At 70.2% G+C, this 21,250-nt stretch carries 17 protein-coding genes and 1 tRNA gene; 4 read left to right on the top strand and 14 right to left on the bottom strand.

The window, feature by feature from the left end; all coding sequences use genetic code 11:
* Positions 1 to 30 precede the first annotated feature (30 nt).
* The 8 genes from ACIPC1_RS31635 to ACIPC1_RS31670 all read right to left on the bottom strand — a co-directional run bounded on the left by ACIPC1_RS31635 (position 31) and on the right by ACIPC1_RS31670 (position 9,480).
* Positions 31 to 1,353, bottom strand: a complete 1,323-nt coding sequence (locus ACIPC1_RS31635; RefSeq protein WP_402523152.1) for a M18 family aminopeptidase — start codon at positions 1,351 to 1,353, stop codon at positions 31 to 33.
* Between the two features lie 348 nt (positions 1,354 to 1,701).
* Positions 1,702 to 2,334, bottom strand: a complete 633-nt coding sequence (locus ACIPC1_RS31640; RefSeq protein ID WP_384376119.1) for a response regulator — start codon at positions 2,332 to 2,334, stop codon at positions 1,702 to 1,704.
* Between the two features lie 5 nt (positions 2,335 to 2,339).
* A complete protein-coding gene (locus tag ACIPC1_RS31645; protein WP_402523155.1) occupies positions 2,340 to 3,530 on the bottom strand; it encodes a sensor histidine kinase in 1,191 nt (396 codons plus the stop codon).
* A gap of 71 nt (positions 3,531 to 3,601) precedes the next feature.
* Positions 3,602 to 5,263 carry an AMP-binding protein gene (locus ACIPC1_RS31650; protein ID WP_402523158.1) on the bottom strand — a complete coding sequence of 554 codons (1,662 nt, stop codon included), beginning with the start codon at positions 5,261 to 5,263 and terminating at the stop codon, positions 3,602 to 3,604.
* Positions 5,264 to 5,312: 49 nt separating this feature from the next.
* Positions 5,313 to 5,825: a DUF3592 domain-containing protein gene (locus ACIPC1_RS31655; protein WP_402523160.1), complete on the bottom strand. Its 513-nt coding sequence runs from the start codon at positions 5,823 to 5,825 to the stop codon at positions 5,313 to 5,315.
* A 155-nt stretch (positions 5,826 to 5,980) separates the two neighbouring features.
* On the bottom strand, positions 5,981 to 6,598 hold the full coding sequence (locus tag ACIPC1_RS31660) for a lytic polysaccharide monooxygenase (RefSeq protein WP_402523163.1): 618 nt from the start codon (positions 6,596 to 6,598) through the stop codon (positions 5,981 to 5,983).
* A 155-nt stretch (positions 6,599 to 6,753) separates the two neighbouring features.
* Complete coding sequence (locus ACIPC1_RS31665; RefSeq protein WP_402523165.1) at positions 6,754 to 7,971, bottom strand: SPFH domain-containing protein; 1,218 nt, start codon at positions 7,969 to 7,971, stop codon at positions 6,754 to 6,756.
* A 57-nt stretch (positions 7,972 to 8,028) separates the two neighbouring features.
* Complete coding sequence (locus ACIPC1_RS31670) at positions 8,029 to 9,480, bottom strand: peptidoglycan-binding protein (protein ID WP_402523168.1); 1,452 nt, start codon at positions 9,478 to 9,480, stop codon at positions 8,029 to 8,031.
* A gap of 184 nt (positions 9,481 to 9,664) precedes the next feature.
* Here ACIPC1_RS31670 and ACIPC1_RS31675 point away from each other — a divergent pair.
* From ACIPC1_RS31675 to ACIPC1_RS31685, 3 genes are all read left to right on the top strand, one after another.
* A tRNA-Lys gene (locus ACIPC1_RS31675) sits at positions 9,665 to 9,738 on the top strand.
* Between the two features lie 403 nt (positions 9,739 to 10,141).
* Entirely contained in the window at positions 10,142 to 12,094 is a 1,953-nt protein-coding gene (locus ACIPC1_RS31680; protein WP_402523171.1) for a glycosyltransferase family 2 protein, read from the top strand.
* Positions 12,091 to 14,028 carry a galactose oxidase-like domain-containing protein gene (locus ACIPC1_RS31685; protein ID WP_402523173.1) on the top strand — a complete coding sequence of 646 codons (1,938 nt, stop codon included), beginning with the start codon at positions 12,091 to 12,093 and terminating at the stop codon, positions 14,026 to 14,028. The genes ACIPC1_RS31680 and ACIPC1_RS31685 overlap by 4 nt, the downstream gene beginning before the upstream one ends.
* A gap of 61 nt (positions 14,029 to 14,089) precedes the next feature.
* Here the strand turns inward: ACIPC1_RS31685 and ACIPC1_RS31690 are convergent, their stop codons facing one another.
* Entirely contained in the window at positions 14,090 to 15,067 is a 978-nt protein-coding gene (locus ACIPC1_RS31690; protein WP_402523532.1) for a glycoside hydrolase family 6 protein, read from the bottom strand.
* A gap of 318 nt (positions 15,068 to 15,385) precedes the next feature.
* Here ACIPC1_RS31690 and ACIPC1_RS31695 point away from each other — a divergent pair, with 318 nt between their 5' ends.
* Positions 15,386 to 16,156, top strand: coding sequence for an ANTAR domain-containing protein (locus ACIPC1_RS31695; protein WP_402523175.1), 771 nt, complete (start codon positions 15,386 to 15,388; stop codon positions 16,154 to 16,156).
* Between the two features lie 449 nt (positions 16,157 to 16,605).
* Here ACIPC1_RS31695 and ACIPC1_RS31700 read toward each other — a convergent pair whose 3' ends face one another.
* The 5 genes from ACIPC1_RS31700 to ACIPC1_RS31720 all read right to left on the bottom strand — a co-directional run bounded on the left by ACIPC1_RS31700 (position 16,606) and on the right by ACIPC1_RS31720 (position 21,152).
* The gene (locus ACIPC1_RS31700) at positions 16,606 to 17,232 is read right to left on the bottom strand and encodes a class F sortase (protein ID WP_384376113.1); all 627 of its coding nucleotides are present in this window, start codon (positions 17,230 to 17,232) and stop codon (positions 16,606 to 16,608) included.
* A gap of 40 nt (positions 17,233 to 17,272) precedes the next feature.
* Positions 17,273 to 17,818 (bottom strand): hypothetical protein, encoded by a 546-nt coding sequence (locus ACIPC1_RS31705; protein ID WP_402523177.1) that lies wholly within the window; start codon positions 17,816 to 17,818, stop codon positions 17,273 to 17,275.
* A gap of 170 nt (positions 17,819 to 17,988) precedes the next feature.
* Entirely contained in the window at positions 17,989 to 18,768 is a 780-nt protein-coding gene (locus ACIPC1_RS31710; protein ID WP_402523180.1) for an HAD-IIA family hydrolase, read from the bottom strand.
* A 549-nt stretch (positions 18,769 to 19,317) separates the two neighbouring features.
* Positions 19,318 to 20,004 carry an HAD family hydrolase gene (locus tag ACIPC1_RS31715; protein ID WP_402523182.1) on the bottom strand — a complete coding sequence of 229 codons (687 nt, stop codon included), beginning with the start codon at positions 20,002 to 20,004 and terminating at the stop codon, positions 19,318 to 19,320.
* A 23-nt stretch (positions 20,005 to 20,027) separates the two neighbouring features.
* Positions 20,028 to 21,152: a TIGR03364 family FAD-dependent oxidoreductase gene (locus ACIPC1_RS31720; protein WP_402523535.1), complete on the bottom strand. Its 1,125-nt coding sequence runs from the start codon at positions 21,150 to 21,152 to the stop codon at positions 20,028 to 20,030.
* Positions 21,153 to 21,250 lie beyond the last annotated feature (98 nt).

The following is a 21,250-nucleotide window of genomic DNA, read 5'->3' on the forward strand; positions in this document are numbered from 1 at the left end:
CCGCCGTTCTCAGTCCTCAGTCCGCTGTTTTCAGTCCGCCGTGACGAACTCCGTGAGCACCCGGGCGAGCAGCCCCGGGTCGCGCGCCCCGCACAGTTCGCGCGCCGAGTGCATCGACAGTCCCGGTACGCCCACGTCGACGGTGGTGACGCCGAGGCGGGCCGCGGTGATCGGTCCGATCGAGGTACCGCACGGAATGGCGTTGTTGGAGACGAACGGCTGCCACGGCACGCCCGCCCGCTCCGAGGCGGCGGCGAACGCGGCGATGCCGGTGCCGTCGGTGGCGTACCGCTGGTTGACGTTGACCTTGATGACGGGGCCGCCGTTGGGGAGCGGCCGGTGGTCGGGGTCGTGGCGCTCGGTGTAGTTGGGGTGGACGGCGTGCGACATGTCGGAGGAGACGCAGAAGGCACCCGCGAGGGCCCGGTTCCAGTCCTCGCCGCTGCCGCCGCGCGCCGCGACACCACGGCCGAGGACCCGTTCCAGGAGCGGGCCCTGGGCGCCGGACTCCGAACCGCTGCCGACCTCCTCATGGTCGAAGGCGGCGAGTACGGGGATGTGCGCGGGCGGCCGGGAGGTGGCCGCGGCGACCAGCGCGGTGACTCCCGCGTGCACCGAGATCAGGTTGTCCAGACGCGGGGAGACGATGAACTCCTCGTCCGCGCCGAGGTATCCGGGCGGCTGGATGTCGTGCAGCATCAGGTCCCAGCCGAGGATCTCGGCGGAGCCGGCGTCGGCCTCCTCGGCTATCCGGCCGAGCAGCGCGCCCGGTTCGCTGCCGCCGAGCCCCCACAGCGGGGTCATGTGCCGCTGCCGGTCGAGGGCGAGGCCCTCGTTCACGGTCCGGTCCAGGTGGATGGCGAGCTGCGGCACGCGTAGCAGCGGCTTGTCGACGCGGACCAGCCGGGTCGACCCGTCGCGCAGGGTCAGCCGCCCCGAGACGCCGAGGTCGCGGTCGAGCCAGGTGTTGAGGGGTACGCCGCCGTAGATCTCCACGGCGATCTGCCGCCACCCCGCCGAGCTGGTGTCGGGCGAGGGCTTGATCCGCAGGTTCGGCGAGTCGGTGTGCGCGCCGATGATCCGGAACGGCGTGCGGGCCGGGGCGCCGTGCGGGACGTACCAGGCGATCAGCGCGCCACCCCGTACGACATAGCGGCCGCCCTCGGCGCCGGCCCAGTCGTCGCTCTCGCTCAGCCCCTCGAAGCCCGCCTTCTCCAGCCGCTGGGCGGCGCTCGCCACCACGTGGTACGGCGAGGGGCTGGTCCTGACGAAGGTGAGCAGGTCGTCGCTGTGGCGACGGTCGTACGCGGGGTCGTGTGCGGGGTCGGGTGCGGGGTCATGCGTGGGGGACATGAGTGCCTTTCAGGTGACGTCGAGGGTTGTCATAGCAGGCAGGCACATGACAACCACCTATGAGGGGAGGCCCGGCGCCGACGCGGTTGTCGGGGTGCATCCTCCCCCCGTCGAGCTCGGGGGATTCCTCCCGGACTCACGGATCTGCGGGGCTTGGATCCACGGATCCGGAGAGCTGCTGATCCACGCAGCGGCGGATCCAGAGAGCCGCTGATCCACAGAGTTGCGGGTCCACAGAGTTGCGGATCCACGGACGCCGCGCGGTCTTGGACCCACTGATCCACGGACGCCGCGCGGTCTTGGACCCACTGATCCACGGACGCCGCGCGGGTCGGGCATGCCCTAGCCCTAGTCCCGTAGATAGGCCAGTACGGCCAGCACCCGCCGGTGCGTGTCCTGCGCCGGGGGCAGATCCAGCTTTCCCAGGATGTTGCCGATGTGCTTGCCCACGGCCGCCTCGGTGACGACCAGTTGGCGGGCGATCGCGCCGTTGGACTTCCCCTCGGCCACCAGGCCGAGGACTTCGCGCTCGCGCGGAGTCAGCGCCTGTAGCGGATCGCGCCGACGGCGCAGCAACTGTCGTACGACCTCGGAGTCCACGACCGTGCCCCCCTCGGCGACCCGCCGCACCGCCTCCGCGAACTGCTCGACCTGGCCGATGCGGTCCTTGAGGAGGTAGCCGACGCCGGTGCCGTCCCCGGTGTCGAGGAGTTCGGCGGCGTACGCGCGCTGGACGTACTGGCTGAGGACGAGCACCGGCAGCCGTGGGTCCGCCTCGCGCAGGGCGAGCGCGGCGCGCAGGCCCTCGTCCTGGAAGCCGGGAGGCATGCGTACGTCGGTGATGACAAGGTCGGGGGCGTGCGCCGAGACGGCGTCGCGGAGGGTGTCCGCGTCGCCGACCGCCGCGAGGACCTCGTGCCCGAAGCGGTTCAGCAGCCCCACCAGCCCCTCGCGCAACAGCACGCTGTCCTCGGCGAGCACGACTCTCAGCACGGGATCTCCATCGTCAGGACGGTCGGCCCGCCGGGCGGGCTGTCGACCGTCAGGGTCCCATCGAGAACGGCCAGCCGGTCGGCGAGCCCGGTGAGCCCGGAGCCGGCTCGGGGGTCGGCTCCCCCACCTCCGTCGTCCCGCACCTCGATCCTCAACCACCCTTCCCCGTAGTGCCCTTGGACCCGAGCCCGCTCCGCCCCGCTGTGCCTGCCCACGTTGGCGAGCGCCTCCCGCACCGCGAAGTACGCGGCGGACTCCACGGGTTCGGCGAACCTCGGCAGCTCCACGTCCACCTCCACCGGTACGGCGGACCGGTCGGCGGCGTCGGCGATCGCGTCGCCGAGCCCGTAGTCGGCGAGCACCTGTGGATGGATGCCGTTGATCAACTCCCGTAGCTCGACGAGGACTTGATCCGCCTCCGCGTGGGCTTCCGCGAGGCGCCCCGCCAGCGCGGGCGGGGCGTCGAGGCGGGCAAGGCCCAGCCTCATGCTCAGCGCCACCAATCGCTGCTGCGCCCCGTCGTGCAGATCCCGCTCGATCCGCCGCCGCTCGGCCTCGAAGGCCGCTACCAGGCGGGCCCGGGACTTCGTCACCTCGGCGAGCCGTCCCTCGGCCCGGCGCGGTGCGAGCAGCAGCCGGGTGAGGGCGGCGCGGGCACGGGCGTAGCGGACGAGGGGCCGCAGGAGTACGAGGATGAGGACGGCGCCGGCCGCGGCGCACAGGAACGCCTGCCCGTAGGTGTCGATCAGCCAGAGCTTGACGGCCCGGGTCTCGCCGCCGGTGAGGGCCAGTTGCACCGGCGTTCCGATCATCGCGCCGGGGATCCCGAGGGCGACGGTCAGCACCACCGTGTCCAGCGGCCACAGCACGGCCGCGAGGAGCACGGCGTACGCGAGTTCGCGCCAGGTCGCCTGCTCGGTGAACCGGAGCCTGGCCCAGGCGGCGGGGCCGGGCTCCTCCGGGGTCCGGTGGGGGGTGGGCACCGGCGCCGGGTCGATGAGCCGCAGCCGCCGCCGCTCCAGCGCTCCGACGGGTACGCCGGTCAGGGCGAGCAGGGCAAGGAGCGGCAGCCCGACGAGTACCGGGGTCAGCGCGGCTCCGGCGATGCCGAGCAGCAGCATCCCGACGAGCAGCGGGGCGCCGACGAGCACGCCGCTGATGAGGTACCGCACCGAACGGATCACGGGCTCACGGTAGGCGGCGCATGACCTCACGGACCATGGAGGCGGGGGGTGTATCGGCGGTAGGGCAGGGCCTACCTCGTCAGCAACTCCTCGCGCCCGCGCGCCCGGTAGTCGGCGACCAGTTCCCCGATCTCCTCCTCGGTCAGCCTGCGGTAGGCGCACTCCCCCGGCGGCCGCCACCAGACCGGGTCCGGGCATCTGAAGCCCTCGCGCCGCAGTCCGACCCGGTGGACCTTGTTCGTCGCCGTGACGGGCATCCGCCGCACGATCCGTACGAAGCGCGGGGCCATCTTGGTCCCCAGGTCGGGCTGGGACAGCAGGAATTCGCCGAAGGCGAGCGGATCGAAGGAGACCCCGGTCCGCAGGGTCACGGCCGCCATGACCTGGTCTCCCGCGACCGCGTCCGGCACGGCGTACACCGCCACAGCGGCGGCGTTCTCGTACCGGGCGAGGATGTTCTCGATGACGGCGGCGGCGAGGTTCTCGCTGTCGACGCGCAGCCGGTCGTCGGTGCGCCCCGCGAAGTACAGGAATCCGTCGGCGTCGCGGTAGAAGAGATCGCCGGTCCAGTACCAGCCGTCGCGCCGCCGGGCGGCATCCGCGTCCGGGTTGCGCCAGTAACCCTCGAAGGGGTTGGGGCCGCGATTCACCAACTCGCCTATCGCGTCGGCCCCGTTGAGCAGCCGTCCGTCCCCGGTGAAGGTGGCGGCCGGGCACTCCCGCCGTGTCGCCGGGTCGACCACGGCGAGGTCGTCGCCGGGCGCCGCGCGTCCGATCGCCCCGGCCGGTGTCCCGGACGTCCGCTGGATGGCCGCGCCGCCCTCCGAGGAGCCGTATCCCTCGACCAGCCGCACCCCGAAGCGCCGTTCGAAGGCGGCCGCGTCGACGGCGCCGGCCTCGGTCCCGAAGCCCATGCGCAGCGGGTTGTCGCGGTCGTCGGGGCGGGCCGGGGTCGCCAGGATGTACTGGACGGCGCGGCCCACATAGGTGAAGTACGTGGCCCGGCAGGCCCGTACGTCCGCGAGGAACCCGGAGGCCGAGAAGCGCCGCCGCAGCGCCACCGCCGCGCCCGCCGCCAGCGCGGGTGCCCAGTCGGCGATCACCGCGTTGCCGTGGAACATCGGCATGCAGATGTAGTGGTTGTCCTCCGGGCGCACCCCGAAGTGGTCCACGAGCGACTGCCCCGCGGCGGCCAGCCTGCCCTGGGTGCAGATCGCGGCCTTGGGGGCGCCGGTCGAGCCGGAGGTGAAGTAGAGGAGCAGACGGTCGTCCGGGGAGGCCGGGGAGCCGTCCGGCTTCGTGCCCTCGTACGGGGTGAGGAGGTCGGCGTACGCCTCCGTGTCGGTCACCAGGAGCCGTACGCCCGGGAGTTGGAGGCTGTCGAGCAGGGGCAGGTGGGCCTGTTCGGTGATCAGGACGCGGCACTCGGTGTGCAGGATGTCGCGGGCCAGTTCGGGGCCGCGCCGGGTCGGGTTGATGCCGACGACGGCGGCCCCGGCGAGGGCTGCCGCGCTCAACCACATCGGGTACTCGGGGGTGTTGTCGAGCAGCACACCGAGGTGCGGCGGGTCGGCCTTCGGCGGCAGCAGGTCGGCGAGCAGCGCCGCCCGGGCCGCCGCGCCCGCCGCCACCCGGTGGTGGGTCAGGACCTGCCCCTCGAACCACAGCCCCGGCCGGTGGTCGTTCCACCGTTCCTGTACGAGCTCCGCGACGGTACGCCTCTTGGATCCCATGAGGGCGCACCATAATTGACGGACCGTCAGATGGGGAGACGCGCGGGACCTACGGCCGCTCGTAGGGTAGGTCCGGCTCCTGGTAGGTCACGTTCGGCCCCCCGAAGGGCAGGTCGGACGCCGAGTCCATCTGGTGATACGTGACCATGAAGCCGACGCAGAAGGCGGCGACCACGCCGAAGAACACCAGGACGCCGATCGTGCCCGCGGCTGCCCTGACCGGGCTCGGCGCGTGGGCGGTGGCCCGCTCGGGGCGCTCCGCCGTGTAGTGGACCGTGACGATGTCGCCCTCGACGACCGTCGAGGGACCGCTGCTCTCGTCGAAGCGGACCACTCGGCCCTCGCGTGTCCGGAACTCATAGACGTGGTGCAGTGTGGTGGTCACGGAGCTGTCGCCACCACCGCCGCTGGCCCTGGTGTACGAGCGCAGACAGCGCGCTTCGGCGGTCAGCCCGCTGTTCCAGGCGCGCCGCAGGTCGAGCGAGCGGCGGATGATCCTGACCGCCGCGAAGACCACGCTGGCGATGATCAACCCTGGAATGACATAGAAGAACACGTCCATCACGAGCCCCCGGTGTTCGGTGCGGTTCCGCGCACGCCGACACGGTCATGTCGGCGTGCGGGGAACTTACCCGCCAGGAAGGGGCATGCAGCTCAAGGGAGCCTCAGAAAACAAGGCTCCTTCAGGACACTCTCGAACGTGACGCCCGAAAAGCTCTAGAACGTGACGTCCGCGCAGGAGTAGAACGCGTTCGCCGTGTCGGCGATCGTCCACACCGCGACGATGACCTGGTGCCCGGTGCGGCCCGTGGGGATCGTGCCACTGTGCGAGATCGTGGCCGGCGGGCGCGCGTTGTTGTAGGGGACGGTGAGGAAGGGCGTGGTGTTCAGGTCCGCGCGGGTCAGCGCGTGGCCCGCGTTCCAGCCCTGCTTGGTGAGGTAGTACTTGAAGTCGGTCGTGGCGTGCGAGGCCGTGAACTGCCAGCGGAACGTGTAGCTGCCCCCGGCGGTGACCTTGGTCGTCGGCCAGGCGCCGCCCGAGGGGGTCGTCGGGCTGTTGAGCTGACCGAATTCGGTGTGGTTGGCCGAGCAGATCTGACCGTCGGCCGGACCCGCCGCGGGGAAGCCCTTGGGGCCCTCCACGCTCTGCGGCTCCCACTGGATGTTGCCGCAGTTGGCAACCGCGCCGTTCTGACACAGCTTCTGACGGCTGAGGGGAAGGTCCGTGTAGCCGTGGCCACTGGCACCGCCGCTGGAGAGCACGAGCGCTCCCGTCGTGGCGAGGCCGACCATGCCCGCGTACCACTTCGCTTTTCTCGTCGCACGTATGCGCATCCTGCTGCTCCTGAGGACGTGGGGGAGGTTCACATGAGCTGTGCGCGCTGCCTTGCAGGTCTAGACCAAGTCTTAGATTATTGCCAGGTGTTGAACATGTCCATACCAATCATCAAGTCGTTTACCCGTCACTCATCAAGACGTACCCCGACCGCTCATGAAGAAGACTCCCTGCGGCCCGTGTAGAACGCCACCGTCAAGTCCTTGACCAGCGCCTTGCGTTCATAGTCGTCGAGTTCGACGAGCCCCCGCACGGTCAGCCGGGTCACCGTGTCCTCGACCGAGTCGACGACGGAGGTGAGCACGGTGTCGCGGTGCTGGGCGTCCAGCGCGGCGATCCGGCGGCGCTGCATCACGGCGGCGACCTCGGGCGCGTAGTCGATCTTCGTGGGCTGCGCCGAGAACACCTCCAGGCCGACCGGCGCCGTGTCCGCGGCCACCAGCCGGGTCAGCGCCTCGCCGACCGCCTCGGTGTTGCGCAGGGTCGCGTCCTTGACCACAGCGGGCGGCAGTTCGGCCGGGAGCCGCGAGAGCACCCGCGAGAGCGCCGCCTCCACGCACTCCCGCAGATACGTCTCGTGGTCCTCCACCCCGAGCGTGGCGCGCGCGGTGTCCCTGACCCGCCAGACGACGAGCACGACCACCCGCAGCGCGACCCCGTTCGCGTCGACCGCGGACATCGGCTCACTGCGCCAGTGCCGCAGCCGTACGTCGACCCGGCGGCGCAGCACCAGCGGGTTGACCCACATGAGTCCGGTACGCCGGACCGTGCCGCGGTAGCGCCCGAACAGTCCGAGCACCCAGGCCCGCCCGGTCCGCCCCCGGGCCAGACCGCCGAAGCCGAACAGACCGAGCGCGCCCGCCCCGGCGTACGCCGCCCACTGCGCCGGTCCGAGCCCGGCGCCCGCGTGCCCCGGCAGCTCCAACGCCCGAGCCACCGAGGGAGGCAGGGCGCCCGCCCACCACGAGGTGAGTACACATCCGGCCAGCCCACAGGCACCGGCCAGCACTCCCGCCGCTCCAGGCAGCACCCGTGCGGGGCGCTCCACCAGTTCGGGGTCGATCTCCGGCATCGGGCGGGGGGCCGCGCCGGGCACCGGGCGCCGGATGCGCGGCTGCTCCCCCGTACCGCGCCGCCGTCCCACGACGGCGGGCCCGAGCGGGACGGACACCGGCTCGGGATCGTCCCTGAACAGCAGGTGGACGGGGATCTCGGTGGTCACCTCGTTGTGGATGAGCCGGGTGGCGCGCGTGCCGCCCTCGCGCACGCCGCCGCCCTCCGGCGCCGATTCCGGCCCGGGCGCCCGGGAGGACGGCCCTTCGGACTCCGGGGTGTGTCCGGACTCCGGGGTGTGTGAAGTCGTCGTACTCATATCTGCCTCCATGCCTCCGCGCCTGGAAGATTCACGAGAAGTGGGATCGGAAAAGGCTCAGGAGAAGAGCCGCCGCCAGGTCTCCGGTCCCGGGTAGCCGTCCGCCGCACCACCGCGCCAGCCCTGCGCCCGCTGGAACGCCTCGACGTTGCGCCGGTCCGCCTCGCCCCAGCGCGGCCCCGGGCCCGACGTGTAGTACTTGCCGAACCCCTTCTTGACCAGTTGCTTTCCGAGCCGGGTGACGTACGTGTTGGTCGCGCCCGGACGGAACATCCCGCGCCCCGGATAGCCGGGCACCCCGTGCGAGGAGGCACCCGGGCCGTGCGCCCCGCTCACACCGGAACCGTCCGGCCCGGAACCGTTGCCGCCCGAACCATCGCCCCCTGAACCATCCACCCCTGGTTCGTTCGGCTCCTTCGGCACGGTGGCGCCCGCCGGTGGGATGTCCTTGCCCTTCTTCCCGATGAGGTACGACCAGGTCAGCGGCCCCGGCAGGCCGTCCGCGTCCACCCCCGTCCAGCCCTGCGCCCGCTGGAACGCCTGGGTGGCCCGCCCGTCCGCGGCCGACCAGCGGGGGCCGGGACCCGAGGTGTAGAAACGGCCCGCGCCGCGCTCCACGAGGAGCCGGCCCAGCTGGGTGACGTACTTGTTGTTCGCACCGGAGCCGAAGTACGCGGCCCCCGGGAAGCGGCCGGGCCCCTTCTCCGCCGCCGGCCTCGCCCCGCTCGCGCTCTCCGCCAGGCCCTTGTAGCGGTAGGCCAGATAGCGGTCCGAGTTCTTCCAGTACGCGTACGGGGTGGCCTGCTTCCGGGCGTGCGGGGGCGTCGACTCGTAAGCGGTGTAATAGGTGTGCGTGTAGTCCGTCCAGCCGCCGAAAATGACGACGTGTGAGCCCTTCTCGGGGTTCGCCGGGTTGTGGAAGAGGAGAATGTCGCCGGGCTGGAGCTGGTCGCGGGTAATACGGTCGCTGACGGTGTCGAGACTGCCCGTCCATTCGTTGCCCGGAAGGTTCCAGGCCATCGAGACAAATCCGGAGCAGTCCTGCCGGTAGCCGTCCGACCAGTACTCGTTCATGTTGTACGGCACTTCCGCGTCGATCCAGGTCTTGGCCCGGTTGATGATCTCGGCCCGGGTGGTCGCGGGTGCCTTGGAGACGGTGCCGGGCTTGGTGGCGGTGGCCGGCTTTCCCGCCGAGCCGTGCAGCGGGGCCTTGCCACCTTGCGGGGTGCCGGGCTCGTCACCTGCGGGGATGCCCGGCCGGGCGGGTCCGTGGGCGGCCGCGACCGCCGTCATCGAGGGGCCCGCGCCAAGGACCGTACTCGCCGCCGCGGCCAGGACGAGAGCCCTGCGGACCGCCGGACGGCCCACGGCACCGGACACACAGGAAAAGGAAGAGGGAGGGAAAGAGGAAGGGGACGAGGAACAGGGCATGATGCGTCGCCACTGCGCGCATCCGGGGCAGTCGCAGTCACTCGCGGCATCGAATTCCTCGAATACCGGAGCCTTCATACGAATCCCCTCACACTCCAGGTCGAAATCTCCGCGCTTGTGCACAGGCGACAGTTTCTCAACTGTCATCCGGTGTCGCATGTTGACGGTCCGAATGATGTACAAGGGCGTACACCGGGGCCACCCGCACCCGGACACGGGGCAGGGCACCCTGCCCGGTCGGGTAGAGTTCGCGCGTCAGTACGCGCCGCTAGCTCAGTTGGTTAGAGCAGCTGACTCTTAATCAGCGGGTCCGGGGTTCGAGTCCCTGGCGGCGCACCGATCGGAAGACCCCCCGCAGCGGCGGGGGGTCTTCCGTCATGTGCCACTCCAACCCCTCCGTCGTACACGCGTCTCAATTAGCGCGTATGACCGGTTAACACCGCGTTTCGCATCTTGCGATCATGATGCGTGGCGTAGAACCCTGGGCTTCAAGGGACTGTCGATATCTGGCAGTTGGGGGCAAGGCCGGTTGCGCGTGTGACGGGGACGGGGGCCCCAGTTCATAAACCGATGCCGAGGGGGGCATCATGCAACCGGAAGGTCGTCGTTCCATGTCTCTGTGGTGGAGATGATGTGGTGACGCTGGCCTGCCAGTGATGCGTCCGGGACGGTCGAGGGGGACCCGAACGGACGACTGAACCGACGAACACGCGGACATCCGCGTGCGGGGGGATGACTCATGACGTCGACGCCGACGGGCGCCCGACAGGACTTCGACCCGTCAGAGACAACACAGCTCAGGGTGCCATCGCACCGGACGGGCGGCTTCCGAAGAATCAAGAAGACGCTGCCGAGATACGACTACGAGCACTACAGCCGGCTCGCTGGACCCCTCACGCAACCTGATCCGACCAAACCGTACAAGGTGCAGTACCGCACACTCCTGTCGCAGGAGCCGCACCGCATACGCGCGGCGCTCATGCTGGGTGCCGCGCCACTGCTCTCGGTGGTCCTGCTCGTCTGGCTGCTCCAGCCCGCGCACTGGACCGAACGCGACTATCCCGCGTACGACTTCCTGCCGACCCTCGACATCGTGATGCTGGTCTCGATCGGCCTCATCGAGTTCTTCCGCTGCATGAACGTGCTGTCGAACGCGCACGCCACCCTGGTCGCCCGCGACCCGATCCCGGTGGTGCCCGAGACCGGCACCAGAGTCGCCTTCCTCACCTCCTTCGTACCCGGCAAGGAGCCCCTCGGCATGGTGACGAAGACCCTGGAGGCAGCCGTCAAGCTGCGCCACCGGGGTCTTCTGCACATCTGGCTCCTGGACGAGGGCGACGACCCGGAGGTGAAGGAGGTCTGCGCGCGCCTGGGCGTGCACCACTTCTCCCGCAAGGGCATCGCGAAGTGGAACATGCCCAAGGGCCCGCACCGCGCCAAGACCAAGCACGGCAACTACAACGCCTGGCTGGACGCGCACGGCGGCGACTACGACTACTTCGCCTCGGTCGACACCGACCACGTGCCGCTGCCCAACTACCTGGAGCGGATGCTCGGCTTCTTCCGCGACCCGGACGTCGGCTTCGTCATCGGCCCGCAGGTGTACGGCAACTACGACAACGTCATCACCAAGGCCGCCGAGTCCCAGCAGTTCCTCTTCCACGCCCTGATCCAGCGCGCCGGGAACGCCTACGGCTCCCCGATGTTCGTGGGCACCTCCAACGCCGTACGCATCAAGACGCTGAAGCAGATCGGCGGTCTGTACGACTCGATCACCGAGGACATGGCGACCGGCTTCGAGATCCACCGCGCCAAGAACCCGGCCACCGGCAGGAAGTGGCGCTCGGTCTACACGCCGGACGTGCTCGCGGTCGGCGAAGGGCCCAACGCCTGGACGGACTTCTTCACCCAGCAGCTGCGCTGGTCGCGGGGGACGTACGAGACGATCCTCAAGCAGTACTGGAAGGGCTGGTACTCGCTGCCGCCGAGCAGGCTCTTCAACTACACGATGATGATCATCTTCTACCCGATGTCGGCCCTCAACTGGATCCTCGCGGCCCTGAGTTGCGCGCTCTTCCTGGGCCTGGGCGCCTCGGGTGTGAACATCGACCCGACGGTCTGGCTGATGCTCTACGGCAACGCGTCGGCGCTACAGATCGGGCTCTACATCTGGAACCGCCGCCACAACGTCTCGCCGCACGAGCCCGAGGGCAGCGGCGGGGTGGCGGGCATGATGATGTCGGCGCTCTCCGCACCGATCTACGCCCGCTCGCTCATGGACGCCGTGCTGCGCCGCAAGAGCAAGTTCGTGGTGACCCCCAAGGGCGATTCGGCGAGCCCCGACACGCTGTTCGGGACCTTCCGGATCCACCTGTTCTTCATTCTGGTCTTCGCCGGCTCGATCACCGCCGGTTTCCTGCTCGGCCACTCCCACCCCGCGATGATCATCTGGGCCACCTTCGCCCTGCTGATCACCGCCTCGCCGATCTTCGCGTGGCGCTGGACGATGCGCCAGGACAGGAAGAAGCCCAAGCCGGAAGAGGCCGAGGCGGCCCCGCTGCCACCGCAGGCCTCGGTGCCCCAGCAGGAACAGCACGCCCCGCACGCACCGCAGCACAAGCCCCAGTGGGCCGCCGCGAAGAGTGGGAACGACCAGACCATGCAGATTTCCCTTGGGGGACACCAGAAATGAAAGACGGTGCCAGCCGCCGCCGTGCCCGTCGTCTTGCGATAGGCGCGGCGGTGGTCCTCGCGCTGGCCGGGATGAACGGCCCGTGGCTCTATCGCTTCGGGACGGAGCAGTACCACCAGTACAAGATCAACAAGCCGGAGTACAAGGCGGAGAACGGCCACTGGGACGTCATCGACTTCCCCGAGGAGTTCCGCCAGAACACCATCCACGCGGCCCTGCTGCACACCGGCAAGATCCTGCTGATCGCGGGCTCCGGCAACGACCAGGACAACTTCGACGCGAAGAAGTTCGACACCCGGATCTGGGACCCGGTCAAGGGCACCATCAAGAAGGTCCCCACCCCGGCCGACCTCTTCTGCACGGGCCACACCCAGCTCGCCAACGGCAATCTGCTGATCGCGGGCGGCACCAAGCGCTACGAGAAGATGAAGGGTGACGTCACCAAGGCCGGCGGTCTGATGGTGGTGCACAACGAGAACCCGGACGAGCCGATCACCCTGCCCGCGGGCACCAAGTTCACCGGCAAGGAGAACGGCAAGACCTTCGTGTCGAAGGACCCGGTACTCGTCCCGCGCGCCACGAAGGTCTTCGACCCGGACACCGGCGCGTTCCTGCGCAACGACCCCGGCCTCGGCCGTATCTACGTCGAGGCGCAGCAGAGCGGCACCAAGTACGAGACGGGCACCCAGGACAACTACCGCGTCCAGGGCCTCACCGGCACCGACGCCCGCAACACGTACGGCATCGCCGAGAAGCTCGCCCTGGACAAGAAGGACTTCCAGGGAATCAGGGACGCCTACGAGTTCGATCCGGTCGCCGAGCGGTACATCAAGGTCGACCCGATGAACGAGGCCCGCTGGTACCCGACGCTGACCACCCTCTCGGACGGCAAGGTCCTCAGCCTCTCCGGTCTGGACGAGATCGGCCAGCTGGTCCCGGGCAAGAACGAGGTCTACGACCCGAAGACCAAGAAGTGGACGTACACCCAGGGCATCCGTCAGTTCCCGACCTACCCGGCGATCTCCCTGATGCAGGACGGCGAGCTCTTCTACTCCGGCTCGAACGCGGGCTACGGCCCCGACGACGTCGGCCGCGACCCCGGCATCTGGGACCTGGACACCAACAAGTTCACCAAGCTGCCCGGCATGAGCGACCCGAACCTGCTGGAGACCTCCGGGACGGTGCTGCTGCCGCCAGCGCAGGACGAGAAGTACATGGTCATCGGCGGCGGCGGGGTCGGCGAGTCCGACAAGTCCAGCGAGAAGACCCGGATCATCGACCTGCTGGCCGACGACCCGGCGTTCGTGGACGGGCCGTCACTGGAGAAGGGCACCCGCTACCCGCAGTCCTCGATCCTTCCCGACGACACCGTGCTGATCTCGGGCGGCTCGGAGGACTACCGGGGGCGCGGCGACTCCAACATCCTCCAGGCGCGGATCTACGACGCGAAGTCCGGCGCGCTGAACCAGGTCGCCGACCCGCTGGTGGGCCGCAACTACCACTCGGGCTCGCTGCTGCTGCCCGACGGCCGCGTGATGTTCTTCGGCTCCGACTCGCTGTACGCCGACGCGGCCGACACCAAGCCCGGCGTGTTCGAGCAGCGCATCGAGATCTACACGCCGCCGTACCTGTTCCACGGCTCGCAGCCCACCCTCTCCGGCGGCCCGGAGACGATCGCCCGCGGCGACTCGGGCACCTTCAAGACGCAGCACGCCTCGTCCATCAAGACGGCCCGGCTGATCCGGCCGAGCGCGTCCACCCATGTCACCGACACCGACCAGCGTTCCATCGCGCTGGATCTGAAGAAGACGGCGGACGGGATCACGGTGACGGTTCCCAAGAACCGGAACCTGGTCGAATCCGGGTGGTACATGCTGTTCGTCACCGATGACGAGGGGACGCCCAGCAAGGCGCAGTGGGTGAAGGTTCCTTAGTTTGTACGTACTTGGGGGCGCCGTCCGCTGATCGCGGAGGGCGCCCCCAAGTACGTACGGACTAGCTCGAGGCCTTCGCGAGCTTCAGTGCGTAATCCACCCACCACTCACCGGCCTTGGGCCCGCCCTTGCACTCGCCGTCCGACTCCCCCGGCCGCTTGACCCACAGATACGCGTCGACGAGCGGATCGGCGGTCTTGGTCGTCGGTGTCTCGCCCAGTGCGCGGCCCGGCGGGTTGCACCAGTTCTCCTCGGCCTCGCCCTCCGTGTACGGACCGTTGCCGTTGCGGCTGGTGTCGATGACGAAGGGCTTGCCGCCGACCTTCGCCGAGAGCTGTTTGCCGTACGCGATGGAGTCGGCGGTCGTGTAGAAGTTGGAGACGTTGACCGAGAAGCCGTCCGCCGCCTCGATGCCCGCCCATTGGAGGGGCTCGAAGATCTGGTCGGGGTGGCCCCAGCCCGCGTTGCCCGCGTCCACGTACACCTTCGTGTTCTTCAGGGCCTTGAGCGCGGTGATGGCGCCCTTGAGGAGGTCGTAGCGCTCCTCGTGGAACTCCTCCGGTGTGCACTGGTTGACCAGGTGCAGGACGGCGTCCGGCTCCAGGATCACCGTGGCGGGCCGGTCCGCGATGCCCTTGGCAACCCCGTCGATCCAGGCCCGGTAGGCGTTGCCGTCGGCGGCGCCGCCCTGCGAAAACTGGCCGCAGTCGCGGTGCGGGATGTTGTAGAGGACCAGGAGCGCGTCCCGGTCGGCCTTCGCGGCGGCCTCGGTGAAGCCGCGCGCCTCCTGCTCCGGGTTCTCCGGGCCGATCCACTCGCCCGTCGGCTGCTGGGCGATCTTGCGGATCTGCTCGGCATCGTCGTCCTTGCCTGCCTTCACGTACGCGGCGACCTGCGCTGCCGCGTTCCCGTCCGGGTTGACCCAGAACGGGTCCGAGTTCTTGGGCTGTTGTGTGACGCTGGCACCGGAGCCGTTGTTCTCGTCGCCGTCGCCCCCCGACGAGAAACACCCCGCGAGCAGCAGTGCCGCCCCCGCCATCGCCACGGACGCCCGTGCAACCGCCAAAGGGGCGCGCCGGTGTCGAGAGTCCGAACGCGCGGAGGCCCGAAGGGTTGAGCACGATCGGGCTCTCGACACCGGCTTCAGCGCCCCGGCGGCGCGAAAAAGCACCCCGTGCATGCTGCCGTACATCCAACTCCCCCTTGGGTGCACTGTCCGAAAGGTCAATCCTGACATACGTCTCGCCTCACCCACGAGATCACCCGAGCCTTGGTGGAGAGCTGTTACAGCCCCGGGCCTCCGGGTAGGTGCGGGCTGAGCCGGGAGCCGGGGGACAACGGAATCGAGGTAGGTCACATGCACCTCAGTACCCGGGAGACGCTGCTCGCATCAGCCCTGTTGGAGGCCTCGGACACACTGACCGACAGTTTCGACGCCGGGCGCTATCTGCAACGCCTGTCCGACCACTGCGTGGAGATCCTGGGCGCGCGGGCCGCCGGGGTCATGCTGATCGACGGCGGCGAGGCGGTTTCACTTGCCGGGAGCAGCCACCGGCAGGAGGTCGCGCTCGATCTGCTGGCCGTCCAGCACCACGGCGGACCCTGCCTGGACAGCTACGGCACCGGCCGCCCGGTCGCGCCCGTCTCGATCAGCGTCGCCCATGCCGCCGCCCGCTGGCCCGACTTCACCGAACGGGCGCTGCGCCACGACATCGCCGCGACCTTCGCGGTCCCGCTGCGCCGGCGCGAGACGCTGCTCGGCGCGCTCAACGTCTTCGTGCCCACCCTGCCCGAGCACGCCTCCCCGCCCGAGGACCACTGGAGCGTGCACCTGGCCCAGGCCCTGGCCGACGCGGCGGCCGTCGGGCTACAGAACCACCGGGTGTACGCGCAGTACCGCAGCCTGGCGGGGCAGTTGCAGGGTGCCCTGTCCAGCCGCGTGCGCATCGAGCAGGCGAAGGGCATGCTCGCCGAGCGCTGGAACACCGGGGTCGATCAGGCGTTCCTCACGCTGCGGCAGTACGCACGCCGGCACCGGTTGCCGCTCGACGAGGTCGCGACGGGGGTGATCGACGGCTCGGTGGACCGGCAGGAACTGGGCGGAGGGCCGGGCGGGCGACCGTCGTAAGACTGGCGGGCAACCGTCGTAAGACCGGCGATCAACCGTCGTAAGACTGTGGGAACGGGCCGGGAACGGGCCGGGAACGGGCCCGCTTCGGTCCAGGTCCGGTCCGGCTCCGGTCCGGCTCCAGTCCGTAAAGCGCGCTCCACCTGCACGAACCACACGCGTGACGAGCGGTCGACTTGGCGGCAGAAAGGGCCCTAGGCCAGAACGCTGATCCGCTCTACAGTTGCCTCACACGGCCCCGGTCCCCGGCCGGTCGGCCGGACCGCGCCATCCGCGGACTGGTCCCTTTACCTCCCGCGCAGGACGCCGGGTTTCTCCCGCAGCCCGAGCGCGCGCGGTCGAGGACCAGCCCGGTCGACGGCCCCGGGGGGAGCGGGTCGTCGACCGGGCCAGGTGAGCCGGTGGAGCGGCGGCGGGCGCGTGCTCGGGCGGGAAGGCCTCCTGCTCGGTCAGAGTCCACTGCCCGTGAGGTACGCCGACACGATCACGTTCGCCGTATAGGTGCGGCTCGTCGCGTCGAAGGTGCCGCCGCAGGTGATGAGCCGCAGCTCGGCCCGCCCCGACTGCCGGGTGCCGTAGGCCTGTTGGGCGTCGAAGTGGTCACGGGAGAGGACCTGTACGTCGTCCACGGTGAACTCGGCGACGGTCCCGTCGTCGCGGATCACCCGGACGATCTCGCCTGGCCGTACCGTGCTGAGCTGGTAGAAAACCGCGGGCCTGGTCTCGGTGTCGACGTGCCCCACGAGCAGCGCGGTCCCGGCCGCCCCCGGTGTCGCCCCGGCGCCGTACCAGCCGACAACTCCCGGCTGATCGAAGGGCGGCGGGTCGATCGCGCCCTGCGGATCGAGCCCGCGGGCCACGACGGGTGCCTGCACCCCCATCGCGGGAATGTCCACCCGCTGCGGCTTCGCGTCCCCCAACGGCGGCCGTGCGGGCGGGAGTTGTATCTCCGGCGGCCGTCCGACCGCCGCCATGTCCCCCGTGGTCGGCGCCGATGTCCCGGGCCGTACGTCCGTCACCTCGCGCCCCCACAGCCACAGCCCGAGCAGCAGTACCGCCCAGGCGACACCCGTCATCAGGCGCCCGGCGGTGGAGGAGCGTTCCTGTCCGGACACGTCAGTCGCGGGCGTCGCCGTGCCGGCTCCGGCGGGCGCTGCGTACCGCCACGGCCACGGCGGCGACGCTCGCCAGGACGAGGCCGATCACCGCGTGCCAGGTGCCGGGGCCGGTCTGCCGGGCGTCCACCATGGCGAGCTGGGTGGCGGCACCGCCGCCGCCCGCGTGCACGGGTGCGACCGGCGAGGCGGGGGCGGAGGGACCGGCGCTGCCGCCGGCGACGGTGACCGAGCCCTTGATCTTGTCGTCGCGACCGTCGCAGCTCACCTTGATGTCATAGGTGCCGGGCTGGAGCGAGGTCGGCACGCGGGTCTCGCCGGCGAGTGCCCCGTCCTTGCCGGTGAGCTGCGCATCCGCGACGAACGCGGCCGATTTCGCGGTACCCGTCTGCCCCGCGCAGCCCGTGGCCCGCAGCTGGACGTCGCTGCCGGGAGCCGGGGAGGTGGGGGTCACCCGGACGCCCGCGTCGGCCGCCGCGTGGGCGGTGGGGGTGAACACGGCCGCCACCATCGCACCGGCACAGAGAGTGATTCGCAGTGAGCGCATCGTGAACCTCCAGATACCTGGAGACTCCTCCTAGGGGCGCGGGATCGCATCTTCAGAGGGGTACGACTGCTCCGTACGGGTCCTGTCCGGGTCCCGACCGGTTTAGAGCACGGCGTGCTCACCGTGCGCTCACCACGTGCTCACCGTGTGCTCATCCTCTGGGCAGCGCCTCAGACGCGGTCGATGAGGTCCGCGATCGAGTTCACGATCTTCGAGGGGCGGTAGGGGTACTGCTCGATCTCGGCGGGCGTGGTCAGCCCGGTGAGCACCAGGAACGTCTCCATGCCCGCCTCAAGACCGGCCAGCACGTCGGTGTCCATCCGGTCACCGATCATCGCGCTGGTCTCGGAGTGCGCCCCGATGGCATTCAGGCCGGTCCGCATCATCAGCGGATTCGGCTTCCCGGCGAAGTACGGCTTCTTGCCGGTCGCCTTGGTGATCAGCGCGGCGACCGCGCCGGTGGCGGGCAGCGGACCCTCCGTGGACGGGCCGGTCTCGTCCGGATTGGTGGCGATGAAACGGGCGCCGCCCTTGATCAGCCGGACCGCCTTGGTCATGGCCTCGAAGGAGTACGTACGAGTCTCGCCCAGAACGACGTAATCGGGCTCGTGGTCGGTGAGCACGTACCCGATGTCGTGCAGCGCCGTGGTCAGGCCCGCCTCACCGATGACGTACGCGGTGCCGCCGGGCCGCTGGTCGTCCAGGAACTTGGCGGTGGCGAGGGCGGAGGTCCAGATGTTCTCGACCGGCACGTCCAGGCCCATGCGCTGGAGCCTGGCGTGCAGGTCACGGGCGGTGTAGATCGAGTTGTTGGTGAGGACGAGAAAGGGCTTCCCGGACTCCCGCAGCCTCTTGATGAAGGCGTCGGCGCCGGGGATCGGCACACCCTCGTGGATGAGCACACCGTCCATGTCGGTGAGCCACGATTCGGTGGGCTTGCGCTCTGCCATGTGCCGATCTCCTGACGTACGCCGTACTGCGCGACTTGCGCGGTGCCGTGCTGCGTATCCCCAGCCTAGCGAGCCGTTGCGATCAGCTGCGGTCGCGGACTTCCCGCCCTCGGTCAGCCGCCGGACGCGGACCTCCCGCCCTCGGTCAGCCGCCGGTCACGGACCTCCCGCCCTCGATCAGCTGCCGGACGCCGACTTCCGAGCCTCGGTCAGCTGCCGGACGCCGACTGGCCGATCCCGGTCAGCCGCCGGACGCGGACCTCTCGCCCTCGATCAGCTGCCGGACGCCGACTTCCGAGCCTCGGTCAGCTGCCGGACGCCGACTGGCCGATCCCGGTCAGCCGCCGGTCGCCGACTTCGGCCTCGTCGTGGGAGGTGAGGTTTTTGTCGTTGTGGGACCAGTCCCGGTTCGAAGATCTCCACGTCGGCCATCAGCTTGGTTGCCCGAGCAGCGCCGTGAACCTCGCCGGGCTCGACGGTGGTCGAGCGAGTCGAGGACGGTGGCCCCGCCGTACGCGACGGACACGTCCTCGAACCGGATGCGGCCGCTCATGATCCGAATCCCCCGAGCAGGGACGGCAGTTCGGCGACGGACCCGAGGACGAACATGGCTCCTGCCGCCCGCAGCGCCGACTCCCCGTGCGCCCCGGTGAGCACTCCGGCGACGACCCCGGCCCCGGCGCGTACGCCGCTGAGCATGTCGTACGACGTGTCGCCCAGCACCGCGACCTGTCGCACGCTCTCCGCGGCCCGCGTCCGCAGGAACGCCTCAAGGACCATGTCGGGATACGGCCGCCCGCGCCCCCCGGCGTCGGCGGGGCACAGCGTGAGCGGCACCAACTCCCGCCAGCCCAGGGCGTTGAGGATGGCGTCCTGGGTGACCCTGGCGAACCCGGTGGTCAGCACGACCGTCCGCCCGGAGTCCGCCAGCTCCTCGATCGCCTCGCGCGCACCGCCGATCGGTGCGATGAGTCCGCCGTCGACGAGATCGCCGTACGCCTTCTCGAAGGCCGAGTTGGCCTGCTGGGCGAGCGTCTCCTCCCCGAACAGGTGCCGGAAGACGGAGATCTTGGACTCGCCCATGGTGGCCCGGACGTAGGCGAGCTTCTCCGCGTGGTCGGCGGAACCCGGCTCGACGCCCAACTCCCCCGCGGCCGTGGCGAATGCCCGCTCGACGAGTCCGCCGTCGGCGACGGTGGTGCCGGCCATGTCGAGCACCACGAGTCGAATGTCCATGGCTGTGTCCCGGGTCAATTCCCTCACCATCCCAGTTCGTTGGCGGTCGTCTCGGCGATCGCGGGTGAGCAGGTCATGCCACGCCCGCCGGGCCCGGTGACCAGCCACACCCCGTCCCGCACCCGCTGCCGGTGCACCACCCGGCTCGGGTCGGTGCACTGCGCGTACACCCCGGCCCAGCGCCGCCGGATCTTCGGCAACGGCCGTCCGAGGAAGGACTCGACCACACCGGTCAGGTGGTCGTAGGGCTCCTCGACGGTGTCGAAGGCGAAGGGGTGCTCGTACTCGTGGGTGTCGCCGATGGTCAGCCCGCCGTCCGCGCGCTGCACCATGAGCAGCTGCATACGGTGGGCGGCGGCGGTCTCGGCCTGCGGCTGACCGGAGTTGAGCCGGTCGAGCGCCTCGCCGCGGTAGGCGGGGTAGTAGCGGAAGCTGTCCGCGTCGGCGACCGAGGTGGTGAGCGGCTCGCCCAGCGGCTCGGTCTGCATCATCTGCAACCGCACGCGCCGTACAGGCAGCTCAGGCCCGGCCAACTCCCGTACGAGACCGCCCAGCCAGGCCCCCGTGCACAGCACCACGGCGTCACCGCGGTGGACATCCCCGTGGTCGTCACGGACCGCGTGCTCACCCACCACGTCGCGGACCTCACGCCCCGGCAGGAAGGTGTAGCGCGGCGACCTCCGCAGCTCCTCCCGGAGGGCGAACTGGGCGACGCGCGGCTCGACGGCCGCGTCACGCTCGCAGTACAGCGCGGCGTCGTACGCGCCGCGCAGCGCCGGGTTCACGGCGCGCGCCTCGCCCGCCGTCAGCAGCTTGTAGCCGCGGGCGGCGGCATCCGGGCGGGCCGCGGCCGCCTCGGCGACGGCGAGTTCGCGCTCGCCGCGCAGGGGGGTCAGGGACCCGTTCGCCCGGAAGCCGATCCCCGGGACGCGCGCCCCGATCGACTCCCACAACTCCCGTGCCCGCAAGGCGGTTTCGAGCTCCTCCCCACCCGCGCGGCCACTGACCCAGATCTGCCCGAAGTTGCGCAGGGAGGCCCCGCGGGCCTCCGCCTCACGCTCGATCTGCACGACCTCATGGCCGCGCTCCACTGCGTGCCAGGCATGCAGGGTGCCCACCACTCCGGCTCCGACGACTATCACTCTCACCACGGCAACGCTCCTCGGAAGAGGGGAATCGGAAGAGACCGCACAGCATCCAGATGGTGAACTGCCTATCACGTTTGGGCTAGACCTGTTATGTTTTC

It is taken from the genome of Streptomyces sp. NPDC087263, from assembly GCF_044744645.1.
Classification (GTDB): Bacteria; Actinomycetota; Actinomycetes; order Streptomycetales; family Streptomycetaceae; genus Streptomyces.

Bases quoted from the DNA above. Each gene is read 5' to 3' on its own strand.
- ACIPC1_RS31650 (WP_402523158.1), bottom strand. From the start codon at position 5,263: ATGGGATCCAAGAGGCGTACCGTCGCGGAGCTCGTACAGGAACGGTGG.
- ACIPC1_RS31695 (WP_402523175.1), top strand. From the start codon at position 15,386: ATGCACCTCAGTACCCGGGAGACGCTGCTCGCATCAGCCCTGTTGGAG.
- ACIPC1_RS31670 (WP_402523168.1), bottom strand. From the start codon at position 9,480: ATGAAGGCTCCGGTATTCGAGGAATTCGATGCCGCGAGTGACTGCGAC.
- ACIPC1_RS31635 (WP_402523152.1), bottom strand. From the start codon at position 1,353: ATGTCCCCCACGCATGACCCCGCACCCGACCCCGCACACGACCCCGCG.
- ACIPC1_RS31715 (WP_402523182.1), bottom strand. From the start codon at position 20,004: ATGGACATTCGACTCGTGGTGCTCGACATGGCCGGCACCACCGTCGCC.
- ACIPC1_RS31660 (WP_402523163.1), bottom strand. From the start codon at position 6,598: ATGCGCATACGTGCGACGAGAAAAGCGAAGTGGTACGCGGGCATGGTC.
- ACIPC1_RS31665 (WP_402523165.1), bottom strand. From the start codon at position 7,971: ATGAGTACGACGACTTCACACACCCCGGAGTCCGGACACACCCCGGAG.
- ACIPC1_RS31705 (WP_402523177.1), bottom strand. From the start codon at position 17,818: ATGCGCTCACTGCGAATCACTCTCTGTGCCGGTGCGATGGTGGCGGCC.
- ACIPC1_RS31700 (WP_384376113.1), bottom strand. From the start codon at position 17,232: ATGACGGGTGTCGCCTGGGCGGTACTGCTGCTCGGGCTGTGGCTGTGG.
- ACIPC1_RS31690 (WP_402523532.1), bottom strand. From the start codon at position 15,067: ATGGCGGGGGCGGCACTGCTGCTCGCGGGGTGTTTCTCGTCGGGGGGC.
- ACIPC1_RS31685 (WP_402523173.1), top strand. From the start codon at position 12,091: ATGAAAGACGGTGCCAGCCGCCGCCGTGCCCGTCGTCTTGCGATAGGC.
- ACIPC1_RS31710 (WP_402523180.1), bottom strand. From the start codon at position 18,768: ATGGCAGAGCGCAAGCCCACCGAATCGTGGCTCACCGACATGGACGGT.
- ACIPC1_RS31655 (WP_402523160.1), bottom strand. From the start codon at position 5,825: ATGGACGTGTTCTTCTATGTCATTCCAGGGTTGATCATCGCCAGCGTG.
- ACIPC1_RS31680 (WP_402523171.1), top strand. From the start codon at position 10,142: ATGACGTCGACGCCGACGGGCGCCCGACAGGACTTCGACCCGTCAGAG.